Here is a 17360-nt window from a genome sequence, read left to right as displayed (position 1 = left end):
TTCTCATATTATTGGTGCTAGTAGACAACAAGATCGCAAGAGCAACTACACTTGCTCCCATATTTGAGCGTTATCCCATATCCTTGTTTATGGTCCAAAATAGAGTTTTCTTTTTTAGCCGGTCAAACAGAACCATAATGGTAACAATGACCACCGTGGTAAACAACAGACCGGCCAGCACCCGGGCATAGTCGGAAAAATCGGCATAATACTGGATGTAATACCCCAATCCGGAGGTGGTGGCAAACATCTCCGCAATCCCCAGCAAAATGAAGGCAAAATTCAGTGCCGTTCCCATGCCCGCAAAAATCATGGGGGATGCGGCAGGAATGATGATATAGAAAAGCAGCTTCCACCCGGTAAAACCCAACACCTTGGCGTTGTCCAGATATTTCTGCTCAATCATGACAATACCGTTAATCGTACCTGACAAAATTGGCCAGAACACCCCTATAAAGATGACACCGCAGGAGGAAAGATAAAAGGTTGGCATCACCGCGATGAAATACGGAGTGAGCATGGAGGGAGGCAGAGGACTAAGGCCAAAGATAATGGGCTTGAGGCTCTTGTGCAGTCTGGGTCGCAGACCGATGATAATCCCCAGCAACACACCACTGACCGCGCCTACGATATAAGTGGGAATCAGCAGATACATCGAGCTGAAGAAGCAGTCAATCAGTTTGGGCAGAGAAGACACCAGCCGCGGACCGATTTTGGAAAAGCCGGGGAAAAGCACCTGGCTCAGTAGCCCTAATCCTTCTGTAACCAGCTCGTATAGGACAAAGGCTCCTGCCAGTATCAGCAATGTGCCGCCGTAATTTTGGAAAAAGCGTTTCAATCCATCCATTAATCGTTGTATTTCTTGTAGCGCTCGGCGAACATCTGCAGCGTCTTGTTGTCAGGCTTCTCTGCCAGCAGTTCATCCAGAGCCTGCTTGTACAGGTTAGTGTTGATATGCTTCTCAATGTCAATTCCATCGGTTTTCGCGTAGTTCAGCTCGCCCATCATCTGCCACATATAGCGTACGCCCTTACTCTTAGGGTCGGCCTCAAAGACCTGATTGGTTTCCAACAGCATTTTGCGGGACTGATCCTCATCCAGCTCCATGTATTTCATGTTCAGCTTTACGCAATATTCCGGGTCGTTGATGAGGATTTCCTCCGCCCGAATCCAAGCCCGCATCAGCCGCTTGACCAAATCGGGATTACCGTTAATCCACTGGGTGTTGGCCACCGGGCGGCAGCACACGTGCATGGGATCTAGCTCATTAGTCCATGTCATAATATTCAGACCAGCCGCCACCGCTTGAAGGTAGGTGGAGTTGGTACCGATGCCGATGTCGGCCTTGCCGGAGGATACGGCCTCCAGCACCTCGGACGGCTTCTTGAACTCAATGATTTTTACATCCTTGGACAAATCATAGCCGGCCTTCATCATAGCACCCCGCCACACCAGATCGGGGGTGTACATTCTGGCCACAGCCACGGTTTTTCCCTTAAAGGTTTCCAGTCCAGTATATTTAATGTTGGGGTTGCCGTATACGGGCATACCGCCGGAGACATATCCACCGAAAATGGTGAAGTCGGCGCCTTGGGTGACAACGGTTAACGGTGCAATAGTACCAAAGGACACACCCATATCCACCTTGCCTGCCTGCAGGGCGTTAAGCGCATCGGTGGAATTGGTAAAGGGAATCAGCTCAATCTCCAGCCCTTCCTCAGCAGCGATGCCTGAGTCAATGGCGATAAAACCCAGGATATTGCCAGTGGCAGGGTTGTAGGCCATATTGACATGTTCGAGCTTTTTGTCTGCGGCCTTATCCTTGGCCTTTGCGTCCGAGGTAGAGGAAGTAGGGGTTGTGGTTCCGCCGCAGCCAGTCAGCAACGTGGCCGACATCATCACCGCCAATGCCAGAGTACATACCTTTTTCCAGTTCAGTGTCATAGCTTTTTCTCCTCATTTTTGATTTTATCTTCAATATCCTTATTCAGAATGTGAAGCAGCGTGTTGCGCAGTTCCATCATCTCATGGTTTTCAAACAGGGCATTCCGGTTAATCAGGTGCTTATCCTTCAACTTGCAACTGTATATGATTTTGCTGGGGCTGGTGCCGAAAAGAAAAATCCGGGTGGACAAGAGCAGCGCCTCCTCCACATCGTGAGTCACAAACAGCACGGTTTTTCTGTCCTGCCCTTTCTTGGCCCACATAGCCTGTATCATATCCTGCAGCCTGGCTCGATTTACTGCGTCAAGTGCGCCGAAGGGCTCATCCATCAGCATGAGGGAAGTATCCAGCGCAAATGCCCGGCAGATTGCGCACCGCTGGCGCATGCCACCAGACAACTCATTGGGATATTTATCATAAACATCCTGGCTTAGCCCCACTTCGTTTAAGTAATAACGAATTTTTTCCACCAGTTCCTTTTTGGATTGTCTATGATACTTCTGCTTGAGGGCCAGCAACAGATTTTTGCCTGTGGTAAACCAGGGAAACAAGCTGTAATCCTGAAAAACCATACTTCGATCCGCTCCGGATTCCAGCAGAGGTTCCCCATCCACCAGGATTTCTCCGCCTGATGGTATCTCCAGCCCCGCCATCAGGCGGAGAAAGGTACTCTTTCCACAGCCTGACTGCCCCAGCAGGCATACAAAATCTCCGGACGCAATGTCCATGTTAATCTGCTCCAATATAGGCGTTGTCTTATAGGCAAAAGATACATCCCTCACCGTTATTTTGCTCATGTGTTGCCTCCCCCAGTGCACTTACTAATCTGCTGCATATAAAACAGAAAAACATACACCTATTTTCTCCTGCCTTGCCTGCTGCTGAGGTGAAGGCATCGGCTTCCACTCTTTATAGTCTAGCGAGGCTCTACTTTTCCAGTCCTGCAATCAATCGCAACAGCGTACTTTGCCGCAACCAATCTACGGGAGGCACCCGCCAACCGCAAATCACGCCGATGGCCTTTAACAAAATTTTTGAATCTTTCTTTCCAATAATCCCTGAATTTTTTCAATAAAAACCACAATTACAAGATAAATCAACGTGACACATAAATAGGCTTCAAAAAAACGAAGGTCTAATGCCGCTTCTATTTTTGCTTTTGCCATTATGTCAGCAAGTCCAACTGTAAAACCCAGGGCGGTTCCCTTAACGATTCCTATAAATTGGTTTCCAAGCGTGGGTAATGCTACAACAAAGGCCTGTGGTAAAACAACACGTACCATTGTTTGGTATCGTGTCATCCCCATAGAATAGCAGGCTTCAATTTGTCCCTCGTCAACAGATTCAATAGCTGCTCTGAGCGTTTCTGCCATAAAAGCCGATGTGTTTAAGGTAAGAGCGACTATAGTCGTTTGAAATGCTGTCATCGATTTCAGTGCTGGAATTATAGAGGGCAAACCAAAATACAGTATAAAAAGCTGTGCCACCAATGGAGTTGCTCTAAAAAAAGTAATATAAGCGCCAAAAAATTGCGATAATCCCCGTACCTGAAAATGCCTTATAATAGAAATGAAAACAGATAATATCACTGTAAGTATCAGAGATATGAGGGACATATTAATTGTTAATTCTAGTGCAGGTAAAACAATTGGGAACAAATTAATAAACCATACAAAATCAAAATCCATCTATCCATCCTCGTACAATATTGTCATTTAATTCGCATTTATTGTATTTATAAATTTTCTAATTCTTTCATTTGAGCAATTTTCAAATAGTTCCTGTGGAGTTCCCATAGCAGTAATACCACCGTTTTCTAAAAAAAGAATCCTATCCGCCACTTCTCGGGCAAATTTCATTTCATGAGTCACAATCAACATCGTTTTGTTATGTTCTGCTACCAATTGCTTAATTACACCTAGAACCTCTCCCACTAATTCGGGATCTAACGATGATGTCGGCTCATCAAATAAAACAACATTTGCGTTTACAGCCAGAGCTCTTGCAATTCCTATTCTTTGTTGTTGTCCTCCCGACATTTCTTTAGGATACGCATCTTTTTTTTGCAAAAGCCCTACTTTTTTAAGCAAGTTAACCGCCACTTCTTCGGCTTCTTTCTTGCTTTTTTTTTGTACTGTCACCATAGGTTCCATAATGTTTTGTATAGCAGTCTTATTCTTCAGCAGATTATAATTTTGAAAGACCATTGACGTTTTTAATCTCATACAATCAATCTCTCTCTTCGAAGCCGTTCTAGCATCTATTGAAAATCCATCAATTGTAATTTTGCCTTCCGCAGGCCTAACCAAAAAATTAAGACAACGAAGAAATGTAGATTTACCGGTTCCTGACGGTCCAATTAGTACTACGACTTCTCCATCATCTATTTGAACATTTATATCTTTTAAGACAACCAATTGCCCAAATTGCACTTTCAAATGCTCTATTGTAATCATTTACCCTATCACCTGACTGCACTATATAATTGCGTTAAAACAATATCTTACCATTGCCTGCATCCGTGAACGGCTGGCTAACAACTTGCCTACCAGCGCCATAGCGGCATCATCCAGTAGGCAACTCTTGTCTGCATAATTAATCTGTTATCTTTGTATTAGCCGGTTTCTTACTAAAGTCCATTCCATACCATTTACTATATATTTTTTCCAGCGTTCCATCTTGCTGCATTTCTTTAATAGCTTTTGTAACAATCTTGTTCAATTCTTCTGATTTTGCATTTCCCTTTACAAAAGGATAGGCTTTAGCCCCAACGGCAATATCTTCTTCAACCATCCTGGCGTCAAGAACTTTATTATTAATTTTATAGGCTGCCTCAGCACCTGCAAAAATCATTACATCAACTTTTCCTTGACGAAAAGCCTCATTTAACAATTCGGAACTATCGAATGTTACTAGATTTATTTTTATATCCTGCACCTTGGCAATCTGTTTAAATAAATTCCCACCATTGGATCCCGACGAGAATCCACAAGTCATCCCCGCAATATCTTTTAATTCTTTAATATCGGTTCTATTGGAATGAACAACTAACTTCTCAGGAATATAAGCATATGGCTCTGAAAAATCATACTTCTCTTTTCTCTTAGCATTAAGGGTAATGGCATTTCCCACTGTATCCGCTTTACCCGAATCCAGGTATCCAAATAAAGTGTTAAACTCCCCTGTTACAAATTTAACTTTCAGTCCGGTTTTCTCCGAAATAGCATTCCAGATATCTACTTCATGTCCCTTATGTATTCCATTTTCTATATACGAATTCGGAACGGAAGACGAACCAGATGCTACTATAATTTCAGTTGGCGCACTAGATTTTTCCTGTGTTGCAGAATTCTTCTCATTGTTTCCACAGGCAGTCACGCCAAAAATCACACAAACAGATAGTAATAATAACAGTGCTTTTTTCATATATTTTTATCTCTTTTCCTTGCTTTTTTCACCCAGTAGGTTCTTGCGGCGCCAATAGCGCCTGCAAAACGGGAGGAGGACGCCTTTGCATGCGGCAGAACCACAATCGATGCCGATCGACGCTTTTATCATTATCTATAGCATCTCCACAAAGGCACCGGCCCGGGTAGACAGCTGGCCGATATCGGCAGTGCCATAGTCGGTTTCCAATTGCAGGTATGGAATGCCCTTTTCCTTCAGCAGCGCCTTAACCGAATGCGCTTCCACTGCGTAGGCATGGCAAGCTTGCAGCGTCATTTCCACCACACCATCGACCTGAAACTGTTCACAGAGACGCGCCAAAAGCTCAAAGCGATTGTTGTCGGGTGTCATGACAGCACAGCCAATCTGCAAGTAGTGGTCGGCGATGTTGGTAAGAGGATCCCCTTCCTCCCGGCATTGCCGGTCCATCGGCTTGGCGCCGGTGCAATTTTCATAGACGACGATGACCGCACCGGCCTCCTCAAGTACCTTAACTACCTTTTCTGTAACGCCGCCCATCGGACAGCCGGTAATTAGAATCCGGGGCGCATCTTCCGGGACCGGGCGTTCTCCTGCTGCATAGGCTGCCCGGATGCTGTCAATTGCTCTCCGGATTTCCGCAACCTTCTCATGCCAGTCAAATTTAAACTGGGAGCCGAAAAGGATTTGCAGCTGCCGCAGCCCGGTAATGGGCGGCGGCGTCATTGTGCTCAACTCATACAGTTCTTTCAGTAGTCTGCGTTCGATATTCCGCCGGTGAATCGCATCACGCAAATTATCATCAGTAATAGTAACGCCAAAGTCCTTTTCCACCCGTTCCTTCAGCCGCACCAGCTCTGCCCGCCAGAGAGCCTTAGCTTCCGGGGTATCCTGCCGCCGGGGAAGCTCCAGGATATGGACATTCTTATCCTTAGCCAGCAGTTCGTACATTTTCACTTTACCGTCACAGGTAGTCTCTCCCACCACCAAGTCAGAAAAATACATATAGGGGCATTTGTCGGTGATGGCAAAACCGTAGCTGGACTTAATGAGTGGACACAGGTTGCTCGGTAATACTTTTTCTGCCTCGGGAATAGTCTCGTCACTGGTAGAACACAAGCCTACACTGACAAGGTCTGCAGCCATAAAAATCTCCAGAGGGGTATATGTACAGAACTGGCCCACCACCCCTTTGCCGCTGTCTTTAAGTTTCTTCATGGCGAGAAATCCGTTTTGCCTTGCTTCAGCAAAGCTTTCAAATACTTGTGGCAGCTCGGTCTTCATCTCGATCATGCACATATCTCTCCCTTCGTTAATACAGAGAAATAACTCGCTTTTCCTGATATTCAATATTGTTTTTAGCCATCACCTGGAGCAGCACGCCCTCCAGCTGCGGCTCCGCACACCAGGCAAGGCCACAGCTGCCGCTGATCTCCCGCGGAATAGGTATTAATCGTCCTTGCCCGGATTCACAGGCAGCCTCCATTGCCATCGCAGCGGTGGTGGTGGGAAAGGTAATCACCAATTTGGGCTGTTTCTTTCTAGTCATTTATTCCTGCTCCCATTCTGCGGCAATCTCCGCAACTGCCCGGATTCCTGTTTGGATCTCCTCTTCTGTATTGAAAGAAGAGAAACTAAACCGCACCGCCCCCTGCTCCTGGGTCCCCAAAGCCAAATGAGCCAGCGGGGCGCAATGGGCACCAGTCCGTACGCAAATATCGTAAATGGTTGCCAGACGATCCCCTACTTCGCCTGAATCCAAAGAACCGATATTCAGGGTTACAATGGGAGCGTGGGGCCTATCCGGATCTCCATAGATACAAACCCCGGGAATGGCTGAAATACCCTGGCGAAAGAGTTTTTCTAATTCCAATTCCCTGTTGCGGATAGTGTCCATACCCGCTTCGAGAATGTACTCAACTCCGGCCAGCAAACCAGCGATGCCATGGGCGTTGGCCGTGCCTGCCTCCAGGGCCTCGGGCATGCCCGCCGGATGGGTTTCGGAATAGCTGTGGAGTCCGCTGCCGCCTACCTTGAGTGGCATTACAGCGAGCCCTTTCCGGATGCAAAGCCCACCGGTGCCCTGCGGCCCCAGCAGTCCTTTGTGTCCGGTAAAGCAGAGAACATCAATACCCAGCTTGTCCGCATAAATGGGAAACACACCGGCCGTTTGCGATGCATCCACAATCAGCAGCAGGCCGTTTTCTTTGCAGAAATCCGCTATGAAATCCAAATTGGTGAGTGTGCCTGTCAGATTGGATGCATGGGTGCAGACTACCGCTTTACTATTGGGACGAAGAGAGCGGCGAAACCCGTCGTAATCCAAATTTCCCTTTTGATCCATCTCAATAATCGATAATCCCATTCCCTGGGAACGAAGCTTATAAAGGGGACGCAAAACAGAATTGTGTTCCAGGGCGGTGGTAATAACATGGTCTTCCCTTGTCAGCAGACCAGAGATGGCAATATTCAGGCTTTCCGTCGCATTGGCGGTAAAAGCCGTCTGGCCGGCAGCAGCTCCCAGTAACTCAGCGACTGCTTTGCGAGCCTGAAAGATACAGCGCGTAGCCGCCAGGGAAGCGGGATGTCCACCTCTCCCGGCCCCGCCAAAAGTATTAATGGCCGCCAGAACCGCACGTCCCACCGTGGGTGGTTTGGGCAGGCTGGTGGCGGCGTTGTCAAAGTAAATCATGGCAATCAGGGGCGGAGGATGCGTCCGGCGCTACGCATCTCTTCCACTATGCGGTACATATTGGTTACTTCCCCTACGCCGAGCTGCTCCGCGATGCCAAAGTGATTTAGGCAGGTGCCGCAGGTCATGACAGCAACCCCGGCTTTTTCCAAAGCAATCAAATCTGCCAGGACGCTTGAGCCATGGGCTGATAAGTTTGCACCCGTGTTATAGAGCAGGATGGTGTCGGGTAATGTATCCAACTGGGTAAGAGCAAAAATAAACCCCTTCATCAGGATATGCCCCAACTCGTCATCACCGGCTCCCATGGTATCGGCAGGCAGGACAACAACCGTTTTGCCGGCAATTGCCTCGCTGCCGGCAGAAGAATCGCCTTGTGGGGCTGTTCCTTTCAGCAGAGTAATATGAAAAATACCCTCCTTTGGCACTACGTCAAACTGACATCCTGCCGACTCAGCGAACCGGCGGATATTTTCGGCAGCTGCCACATTGTCCACTAGTACCTCCAGCTGACCGCTCTCTATTGCGGCAAGACCTTTTTTGGTTTTAATTACAGGCAGGGGACAGGCATCTCCGATTGCGTTGATCCGTTGCATTGATTATCTCCTTTTACTTTTGCGTCAATTTATAATCTGGCTGTTACTGTCCGCGAACATAAAACTAACAGTCATTTATTAGTAGTTTAGTTGCTATTTGCTATTTAAAAGTGAGCTTTCTTTGTGTTATCCTAACACAGATAATTAAAATGCACTAATCGTGTTTTTCAATGAGCAACTTCAGCACCAATTGATAATTGCTATAATTATCATAAAATACCTGTAAAACTTTTTTACGGTACTGTCTGAAAATACAGGCTCTCCGAATGTGTCTATGAGGATCCCTCCTACTGTGGATGCTGGCTTAAACCGTCTTACAACCGCTTTATTGAAATAATCAATAAAGTTTGACACCATTGTTTTACTCATTGTAAAATGGCGGTAAATTCAGCTTAATATCCTGCGGAAATAGGTAGGGAGTAAAATGAAGAACAGCGTAAAAATATGGACCAAGCAGCACGAAAACATAGTAAAAGATTTGGAAACAAATGGGCGGTACATAGTAAAAAAAGAATATATCGTCAACAAAATGGAGGAACACGCCGCGCTGTACCTGGATGTGTACAATTGGTATTATCAGGAGGCGAGCAAACTGGTACAGCCGCCTGAAGACGTACAATACCCCATCTGGGTGTCTTTAACAGAAGAAGGCAAAATAAAAAATAGCCATGGGAATGTTCAACTGGAAATTCTGGTTGAACAAGCCCAGCTGATTACAATGGATATCGATAAGTGGGGCAGGATCGTCAATTATATGTATATCCCGGCCGATGCACAGGATAAAAAAGAACATGAAACCTTGTTAGCCCGCTACGGTATCGACGACTGTACCGCCTATATGAAACCATTTTATCCCAATATCAAACGAAAGATCATCAAAAGCTGGGACCGGTTGTTTGACGAGAGTATCATTTTGAGCAAGGTCAGGGTGGGTACCATATGGGAACTGAGGAAAGAATGGATTGTCAGCATAACCAAATAACGCTGTACACGGCCCAGACGGATGAGGTGTTCCAGCACTTGCTGGAACAGGGATATCATTATGTAAAACTGGAGTACATCGTCCGGAAATATGAAGAAGTATCTGCCGTGTTTTTACAGGCCTATTCCTGGTATACCGAGAATGCCCAACGTATTTCCCCCAAACCAGAAGAAGCGGAATCGGCCATATGGACTTTTTGCGATATCAAGTATCTAGAGCATCATTCCGGATGTCAAATCCTGAAACTTAGCGTTCCCATAGAGAACGCGGTGTTTTTCCGGATGAGCGATTGGAACAAGGTGTTGAACCTGCGGTACATTGGGGAGTCAGTGGAGGAAGAGGCGAAATTCGCTGAAAAGCTGGCGCGCTATGGCATTCGTTACGAGGGAGACGTGTGTACCACACCGTTTTATCCCCACCTCAAAAAGGAGATTCAGGACAGCTGGAAAAAGCTGTTCCGCTACGATCAACAGGTAAAGGCGACCGGCCTCTCTCTGTATCCGGATATGCAGGCCGGCCTGTGGTATCTGGACAGGCAGTGGCTACAGCAAATTTACCCATAAAACTTCAAAACCGCTCAAATAACACTTCTACCGGCAGGAAATGCTAAAGCCTGGACAAAGTAGTTCTGAAATTCGGGGTGAAGAGAAAGCTCCATAATCTTAATTTTTTGACCAATTTGCTGAAGCGCAACACTGGCTTGGCTATTGAGAAGAACCGCTTTGGCTCCTTCTTTGGCCGTATTACCAACAAAACGAATCTTACTTTGACAAGTATGAGGTAATAATCCAATGCCAACCAGTGATGCCGGCTTTAAGTGAAAACCAAAAGCACCGGCCACTAGAATCTCATCAACATCCTCAAAACATATATTTATTTCTTTTAGTAATAGGTGCATGGCCGTATATATGGCGCCTTTGGCCAATTGAACCTGCCGTACATCTTTTTGACTCAGAAAAATTTGTTCCTCGTTAGAGATTACAAAAACCGGCCTCCCATCCACATCAACCATACGGGACGCAAGTGCCGCCGGTAACTTCTCCGGAGCTGCAAATCGCCCGCTGGCGGTAATGACACCACACCTTGCCAACTCCGAGATCAGATCAATCAGGCCGCTGCCACAAACACCCCTGGGCAAACCATTCCCGATTACCTTTAACCCCACAGTGCCATCATTGGCAATTGACACTCCCTCAATTGCGCCTTGCTCAGCCCGGCAGCCACAGGCAATATTCATTCCCTCCAGCGCCGGCCCGGCCGCCGAAGAGGTTCCCACAAATACGCCGTCCTGGCAAACCACAATTTCCCCGTTGGTGCCAATGTCGATAAACAGGGCGGTATGCGGGTAATTGTGCAATCCGACTGCCAGCAGTCCGGCCACAATATCGGCACCGACAAAAGCGGCGGCCGACGGCAGAACGGTTACAACCCCGCGGGGTGATATCTCAAGCCCGAGTTCGGCCGCACTCACTTCCACCTGCTGCAAAAAAACCGGCCGGTAAGGCGCACAGGCTAAGGAATTGGGCGCCACTCCCAGCAATAAATGCTGCATGGTCGTATTGCCGGCGATAACCACCTGGTAGATATCCTGGCTATCCAGTTGCCGGTCAGCTGTCAATTGTGCCAGCAGCCGGTTAATGCCGGCCATGATTCTTGCCTGCAGCAGCCGGGTGCCATCCGCCTGTTTGGCGGTAAAAGCGATGCGAGTCAGCACATCGCCGCCAAACTCGGTTTGAGGGTTTAGGCAGGAACGGACCCCCAGACTGCTGCCGTTTGTCAGATCAAAGAGTTCGGCCACCACACTGGTTGTGCCAATGTCCAAAGCAACCCCGTAACAGGCACGCCCGGGCTGATAATGCCAATCCAGGAGCTTCCCCCTGTTGACAACGGCTGCCAGGTAGGTCATACCCTGTTTGTAATTCGCGGCCAGTTCCTGCAGCAGCAGCGGATAGCTAGCCGGAAACTGCGACATAATCGTCATATCCATAGCCCGCTGGTCATCCGGGGAAGCAAACCGGTCAGAAACTATTTTATATACCGGCGGATCAAGCGGCCAGTCTGTACTATGGCCTTCTGTCAGGGTAACAAAGCCCTCCTCCCCGGCGCCCAAAAATTCCACCCGTACCGGACCGTGGATCCTGGCCTGGCAGGCCAGCCGCAAATCCGCAGCCGGCTGCTGTTCCAGCCATTTACGCTCGGTTTCGTTGGGGTCGCTCAGAGCACCGCCTGCTTTAACCTGACACTTGCCGCATGTGCCGCGCCCGTCACAGGGAGCCTCCAGCATAAGACCTGCCGCCCGCGCCGCCTGTAAAAGGGTGGTGCCGTCGGCGGCTGTAACCGTTATGCCCTGCGGCCAAAATGTAATTTCATGTAATTGCATTTGCCTGACGCCTCCAGTTGGCTACTGTTTTATACGCTTTAGCAACAGTAAGCTCCTTTCACGGTACCGGTCAGAGCCTGCAGATTAGCCTGCGGCGTTGCCAGGCTGATCCCGCAGGCCGGAGCAATAATATCAATGTCCTGTGTCAGCAGATTGCTGACATTTTTTATAATCCGGTGCGGCTCGCCGGTATGCAGCATTTGGGTATTGACATTGCCCATGACAGGCTTGTCGCCTAAAATGGTTTTGGCTTTAGCCAAATTTACGATGGAATCAAAACTAAACGCCGCGCCGTTAACCTCTTTTAAGGAATCCAGCAGCACGGTGGCGTCGCCGCAGATATGCACGATGGTTGCCGCTCCCGCCCGGTTAATTTCCTCAATCAGGCGGGTAAGCAGCGGTACAACAAACCGCCGGAAGTTGGCACCGCCAATAATCTCACCGGTGGCTGTCGGATCGGCTATGGCAATGGCAGCCGCGCCGGCGGCAACCTGTTTCCGGGCAAAAGCCACCAGATAATCAGCTAGATAAGCAAGTGCGTTTTGCACTTCCTCCGGTTGCTTCCGCAGCAGACGGAAAAAAATCAACGGGTCCATGATGGAGGTGGCCAAACTGATCGGCCCGGTCAGATTGCCGATGACCGGCACATCTTTATTCCGTGCCGCCAGCTCTTTGATGGCGGCAATAATAACGGCCGACCGGCCGTCGCTATCCGGATCGGGCATTATCCTGTCGGTAATGGCTGCCAACTGCCCTGCCCCATATTGGGTAATACAGGGCTCCACGCCGGCGTTGCCCAGATCGACCGAACTGCCAAAAACTTCGGCTTCCACCGTCATGCAGAAGGGTACACCCAGATTTTCAAAACCAGTGTGCAGCCGGATCACTTCAGCCGTCCGGGCCATCACCAGCGGATCGGTGTGGAAATTGCCGGTGAAATCCTCAAGTACAGCCGTTGTGGCCGCACTCATCATTCCTCCCGGGCAGATGACCGGCGCACGGTCGGCCTTTTCCCCGGCTAATGTGGCTTTAAGCCGCGTCTTTTCTGTAAAATTCATATGTGCCTCCTGTTTAACACTGGCCGTAAAGCCTGGTGGCGGTCATAACGGCATCAATATTGGCCGGTGGTGTATTAAAAGGGGTTTCACAACCGGTGGAAACAATCAGCCCGCGCGGACTGTCGCCGGCACTCCGGATAATTTCCTGTACTTCGGCCATGATCTTTTCCGGCGTGCCTTTGAGCATGGTTTCCGCCGGTTTGACATTGCCCAGCAGGCAGGCTTTGCTGCCGACCAGTTTCTTGGTAAGTTCCATGTCAATAATGTCAATGCTGAGAATATCCGCCCCGGTCTCGCCCATCAGTTCGATAATGGGCGTTGTTTTCCCGCAGATATGCAAACAGATCGGCAGGCCCTTGGCGTGAGTATGGGCAATAATATCATTTATGCGGGGCATGGCAAACTTTTCAAACTGCCGGGGACTAATGAGACTGGCACTGGCCACCGGATCGACAATAACCGGGACAACGCCAATTTCGGCTAAAGCGTCAATCATGGCCAATGCGCTGGCTTTGGACAAATCCAGCAACTCGTTGACCAGACCGGGATTTTTGTAGGTTTCGCGAATAAACATCTCGGTCCCGCGCAAATGGGAGGCAGTAGTAAACGGGGCGGCAAAAATACAGCCGACAAAAACCTGTTCCCCGATTTCATTAACCACATGCCTGGCAGCATTTAGATAAACAGGCAGACGGCCGTCCTGCCACGGATCGGCAACCTTAACTTTGTCAATGTTCTTTGTATCTTCAACAACAGGGTGCTCTACCCAGGGCGCATCATCCACCGGGAAAAAAAGTTCCGTTCCCATGGCTTCGGCCACCGTGGAAGTCGTGGTAAACATTAACGGAATGTCATAACCATACCGTTTCCACGCCGCAACCTGCGCCTCGCCCATAACCTTGGCATCGCTATTAAATTGAGAGACAGTTACACCTGTTACGCGTGAGCAATGATTCAATACCAGTGGAGCCGAAGGTAGCCGGTCTATTTTCGTACCTTGCAAACAACCGAGAACCCTTTCTTTAGGCGTCATTGTGTCTGGTTTGACGCTCACGCTCATGCAACTGCCTCCTTGCGTCCTTTTAATTGCCGGACAGCTACATTGGCATCCGCGGCATACAGGTCGGCCCGGATTTCATCGGCAAAGGCCTGGGAAATAGGTCCGCCGCCGATCATGACGGTGACCTTATCCCGGATACCGCGTTTTTCCAGTTCTTCAACAACGGTAGCCATGCCCTCCATGGTGGTAGTCATGAGCGTGGCCATGGCAACGACGGTAGCGCCAACTTCTTCCGCCTTATCCACAAAGGCCTGCAATGGAACGTTGCGACCCAAATCATACACTTCAAAGCCAGCAGCCTCCAGCATGATTTTGACCAGGTTCTTGCCGATATCGTGCGTATCGCCCTGGACAACGCCAATAACGACTTTCTCCGCGTCCTGATTATAGTCTTGGGATAAGTGCGGCTTGAGAATGTCCAGGCCGGCAATCATGGCATCCGAACAAAGCAGTACTTCCGGGATAAAATATTCCTGCTCCTCATACTTGTCGCCAACAACGTTCATGCCCTTCACCAAGCCTGCCGTGATCGCCTCGTACGCTTCAATACGGGCGGCAACCGCCTCTTTCGCCGCGGCTTGCGCCCCTTCCTCATCCATTTCGACAACGGCATTGGCCAAAGCATCCAAAATATTCTGTTTATTCATACTTACACTTCCCTCATGAAAAAATATTGTATTAATATGTATTTTTTCTATATAATAAATTAAACTCCTGCTAAATGAAATCAGGAGTTTAATTTATTATCGATAATTATATACATATATAATAATTCTTTCACTGCAATGCCTGGTTGCGGACTGCCGGTAGGAACCCCTGCCACTAATGTTCTGGCAATGATGGACGCCCCCCGTCACTATGACAAATGGCCAATTAATCCCGACAAGCTGACATAAACGTGTAAAAGGCTAAGTTCACCCTGACAGGTAAACTTAGCCTTTTTAGTTGCCGCCGGTATTTGAAAAATTACTGACCATATCGAGAAAATAGCAACAAGATAGATAGCCAAGAACCACTTAGTTAGGTCAACACGCGTTTTCTCCATTATAGTACCAACAATCACAGTAGCTTGATAGCACGCATTGTTTGCACTCATATATAGTGTACGTTTACTTACACAGTCTGACGGTTCCACTGACTTCGTCCGCAGGGTATTTTGCATTATATTGCAAAATGACAATAAAAATCTAAATAAACTAAAAATAGTAAATTATTGGATGTTTTGGAAGGTTTTTAGGCTGTTTTATCAAATTATTATATATAATCAATTTTTGTTGAGACTTTTGGTAAGCCATTAACTTATTCGTATAATGTAACATAAAACCTAAATCGATCATGCCAATTAAACTGATAGTTACTATATAATAGGGGGCAATCAATATGGTGCAAGTCTACGAGCAAGACAAAAGGCAATCAGATGACATAAACAATATCAAGTTGACTGACGTAATTGATCTCAAATTCCTTCAACGCTTTCAGGATGATTTTGCTGAGAGCGTTGGTTTGGCCAGCGTAACCGTGGATGTTAATGGTAATCCGATTACTACTCCAAGTAGATATACCAGGTTTTGTATGGATTACACTCATTCAACTAAGTGTGGTGACAGGCGTTGCGCTGAATCACATCGAAAAGGTGGGGAGGAAGCAGCTCGAACCGGTAAACCGGTAGTATATGAATGTCATGCAGGTCTTATTGACTTTGCAGCGCCAATTATTCTCGAAGGCCAGCTTATTGGGACAATTTTGGGTGGACAAATAGTAACCCACACTCCTCCTGAGGAGAAATATCGGAAATTTGCGCAAGAAATCGGGGTTAACGAAGAAGACTATGTTAACGCGGTAAATGAAGTTACAATATTAACTCCGAAACGCATTGAAGCGGCTGCAAATGTTCTTTATAACGTTGCGAATAGTCTGTCTAAGATAGCCTACCATGAACGAAAACTAATAAAAGCTACAGATGTCCTTAACAGCAATTTAAACCAAATGTCAGCGACAATGGAGCGGCTTAACGTTGTCGGTGAAATGGCCGCCAGCATTGGTCATGAAATCCGTAACCCAATGACAACGGTGCGCGGCTATCTACAGTTATTTCAATCAAAGAATGATTTTACTAAATACCATGACCATTTTGGTGTCATGATTGATGAATTAGACCGGGCGAACAGCATCATCACCGAGTACTTGTCTTTAGCCAAAAACAAAGCTGTTACGATGAATATCGGCAACATAAATGATGTTATACAATCTTTGCAGCCACTTTTGCAGGCTGATGCATCCTGTAGAGGACAGCAATTATTTACAGATTTGGGTAGAATTCCAGATAATACATTTGATGAAAAAGAAATCCGGCAGCTGATTTTAAATTTGGTGCGCAATGGCTTTGAGGCCACGCAAGATTGTGGCGAAGTTACAATTAGGACTTATGAACAAAGCGGTACTATTATGGTCTCGATTAAAGATAATGGTACAGGGATACCAGACGAGGTAATGCAGAAACTGGGTACTCCATTCCTCACCACGAAAGAAAACGGGACAGGTTTAGGCTTACCAATATGCTATCGGATTGCAGAAAGACATGGCGCTAGGATCTTGGTGGATTCAGCTTCTCAGGGAACAACCATTACCGTAATGTTTAAACCCGACACCGGATGAACCATATAAATTTAGCGGCCTTCACTCTCTAAGTTATATCGTGATCGTGCCAGGCGAAGTCCGGTTGGTGTCTGGAAATTCTTTTTTATAATATTCCTTAATTGCTCAGTATTCCTGTCCAGTCTCTCTTCTTCGATATTTACCAGCAGATCGGCCTCCCAAATAATTTGGAAGTCCAAACCATCATTCTTGCGGGCCGTATGGTGACCACCCACAATATAAGTCACCCTTTCAATGATCTCTTGCGGCGCACTGAGACGTTCCATGATTTCCCTCACCACTGGTGGTCCCTCAAGCTCTTGGTAAGGTCCAGCGGAAGAATTATATTTTAGTTCAGCTGCCTTGATCCCCACATCATGCAGCAAAGCAGTAACCGTAACCACATCATGAGTGATTCCATAAACCTGCTCGCCGTTCATGATTATTTCAGCAGCAGCCAATACCTTAAGTGCATGATTAATGCGGCGCTCATCTGAGCCGAAGTGTTTTTTCAGTTCCAGGATATACTCTTCTTTTTTGATTGCTTTCACCGTATCACCCCACTGGATTTATAAATTCCTACTCTAT

At 47.5% G+C, this 17360-nt stretch carries 19 protein-coding genes; 3 read left to right on the top strand and 16 right to left on the bottom strand.

The genetic code is table 11. The features are described 5' to 3' along the window. Positions 1-70: 70 nt before the first annotated feature. The 10 genes from SALPA_RS15665 to yedF all read right to left on the bottom strand — a co-directional run bounded on the left by SALPA_RS15665 (position 71) and on the right by yedF (position 8658). Positions 71-847, bottom strand: coding sequence for an ABC transporter permease (locus SALPA_RS15665; RefSeq protein WP_145095903.1), 777 nt, complete (start codon positions 845-847; stop codon positions 71-73). Beyond that, entirely contained in the window at positions 847-1944 is a 1098-nt protein-coding gene (locus SALPA_RS15660; protein ID WP_145095900.1) for an ABC transporter substrate-binding protein, read from the bottom strand. The genes SALPA_RS15665 and SALPA_RS15660 overlap by 1 nt, the downstream gene beginning before the upstream one ends. Further along, positions 1941-2741 carry an ABC transporter ATP-binding protein gene (locus tag SALPA_RS15655; protein ID WP_145095897.1) on the bottom strand — a complete coding sequence of 267 codons (801 nt, stop codon included), beginning with the start codon at positions 2739-2741 and terminating at the stop codon, positions 1941-1943. Before SALPA_RS15655 ends, SALPA_RS15660 begins: the two co-directional genes overlap by 4 nt. A gap of 225 nt (positions 2742-2966) precedes the next feature. Beyond that, positions 2967-3632, bottom strand: coding sequence for an amino acid ABC transporter permease (locus tag SALPA_RS15650; RefSeq protein ID WP_145095894.1), 666 nt, complete (start codon positions 3630-3632; stop codon positions 2967-2969). 27 nt (positions 3633-3659) lie between these two features. Continuing rightward, positions 3660-4400 carry an amino acid ABC transporter ATP-binding protein gene (locus tag SALPA_RS15645; RefSeq protein ID WP_145095891.1) on the bottom strand — a complete coding sequence of 247 codons (741 nt, stop codon included), beginning with the start codon at positions 4398-4400 and terminating at the stop codon, positions 3660-3662. A gap of 139 nt (positions 4401-4539) precedes the next feature. Next, positions 4540-5370: a transporter substrate-binding domain-containing protein gene (locus SALPA_RS15640; protein WP_145095888.1), complete on the bottom strand. Its 831-nt coding sequence runs from the start codon at positions 5368-5370 to the stop codon at positions 4540-4542. A 135-nt stretch (positions 5371-5505) separates the two neighbouring features. After that, a complete protein-coding gene (locus SALPA_RS15635) occupies positions 5506-6663 on the bottom strand; it encodes a double-cubane-cluster-containing anaerobic reductase (protein ID WP_145095885.1) in 1158 nt (385 codons plus the stop codon). Between the two features lie 19 nt (positions 6664-6682). Continuing rightward, positions 6683-6919, bottom strand: a complete 237-nt coding sequence (locus SALPA_RS15630) for a DUF3343 domain-containing protein (protein WP_145095882.1) — start codon at positions 6917-6919, stop codon at positions 6683-6685. After that, positions 6920-8062, bottom strand: a complete 1143-nt coding sequence (locus SALPA_RS15625; RefSeq protein WP_145095879.1) for an aminotransferase class V-fold PLP-dependent enzyme — start codon at positions 8060-8062, stop codon at positions 6920-6922. A 5-nt stretch (positions 8063-8067) separates the two neighbouring features. Continuing rightward, positions 8068-8658, bottom strand: a complete 591-nt coding sequence (gene yedF / locus SALPA_RS15620) for a sulfurtransferase-like selenium metabolism protein YedF (protein WP_145095876.1) — start codon at positions 8656-8658, stop codon at positions 8068-8070. A gap of 424 nt (positions 8659-9082) precedes the next feature. On the opposite strand from yedF, the gene SALPA_RS15615 reads away from it, so the two are divergent. Next, positions 9083-9640: a DUF3841 domain-containing protein gene (locus SALPA_RS15615; RefSeq protein ID WP_145095874.1), complete on the top strand. Its 558-nt coding sequence runs from the start codon at positions 9083-9085 to the stop codon at positions 9638-9640. Further along, positions 9598-10203 carry a DUF3841 domain-containing protein gene (locus SALPA_RS15610; protein ID WP_145095871.1) on the top strand — a complete coding sequence of 202 codons (606 nt, stop codon included), beginning with the start codon at positions 9598-9600 and terminating at the stop codon, positions 10201-10203. Before SALPA_RS15615 ends, SALPA_RS15610 begins: the two co-directional genes overlap by 43 nt. Positions 10204-10217: 14 nt before the next feature. On the opposite strand, the gene SALPA_RS15605 is transcribed toward SALPA_RS15610, so the two are convergent. From SALPA_RS15605 to SALPA_RS15585, 5 genes are all read right to left on the bottom strand, one after another. Next, positions 10218-12020 carry an ASKHA domain-containing protein gene (locus tag SALPA_RS15605; protein WP_145095867.1) on the bottom strand — a complete coding sequence of 601 codons (1803 nt, stop codon included), beginning with the start codon at positions 12018-12020 and terminating at the stop codon, positions 10218-10220. Between the two features lie 38 nt (positions 12021-12058). Beyond that, entirely contained in the window at positions 12059-13078 is a 1020-nt protein-coding gene (locus SALPA_RS15600; RefSeq protein WP_145095864.1) for a uroporphyrinogen decarboxylase family protein, read from the bottom strand. 13 nt (positions 13079-13091) lie between these two features. Continuing rightward, entirely contained in the window at positions 13092-14138 is a 1047-nt protein-coding gene (locus SALPA_RS15595) for a uroporphyrinogen decarboxylase family protein (protein WP_145095861.1), read from the bottom strand. Beyond that, positions 14135-14785 (bottom strand): corrinoid protein, encoded by a 651-nt coding sequence (locus tag SALPA_RS15590; RefSeq protein WP_145095858.1) that lies wholly within the window; start codon positions 14783-14785, stop codon positions 14135-14137. The genes SALPA_RS15595 and SALPA_RS15590 overlap by 4 nt, the downstream gene beginning before the upstream one ends. Before the next feature lie 209 nt (positions 14786-14994). Next, complete coding sequence (locus SALPA_RS15585) at positions 14995-15234, bottom strand: hypothetical protein (RefSeq protein ID WP_222428007.1); 240 nt, start codon at positions 15232-15234, stop codon at positions 14995-14997. 284 nt (positions 15235-15518) lie between these two features. Between SALPA_RS15585 and SALPA_RS15580 the strand changes: the two genes are divergently transcribed. Then, positions 15519-16793, top strand: coding sequence for a PocR ligand-binding domain-containing protein (locus tag SALPA_RS15580; RefSeq protein WP_145095852.1), 1275 nt, complete (start codon positions 15519-15521; stop codon positions 16791-16793). 11 nt (positions 16794-16804) lie between these two features. Here the strand turns inward: SALPA_RS15580 and SALPA_RS15575 are convergent, their stop codons facing one another. Further along, the gene (locus SALPA_RS15575; protein WP_222428006.1) at positions 16805-17323 is read right to left on the bottom strand and encodes a phosphohydrolase; all 519 of its coding nucleotides are present in this window, start codon (positions 17321-17323) and stop codon (positions 16805-16807) included. Positions 17324-17360 lie beyond the last annotated feature (37 nt).

The organism is Sporomusa sp. KB1, from assembly GCF_007830295.1.
In the GTDB taxonomy this organism is placed as follows: Bacteria; Bacillota; Negativicutes; order Sporomusales; family Sporomusaceae; genus Sporomusa.
The sequence above is the reverse complement of the archived record's forward strand: the minus strand, read 5'-3'. Positions and strand labels throughout refer to the sequence as shown.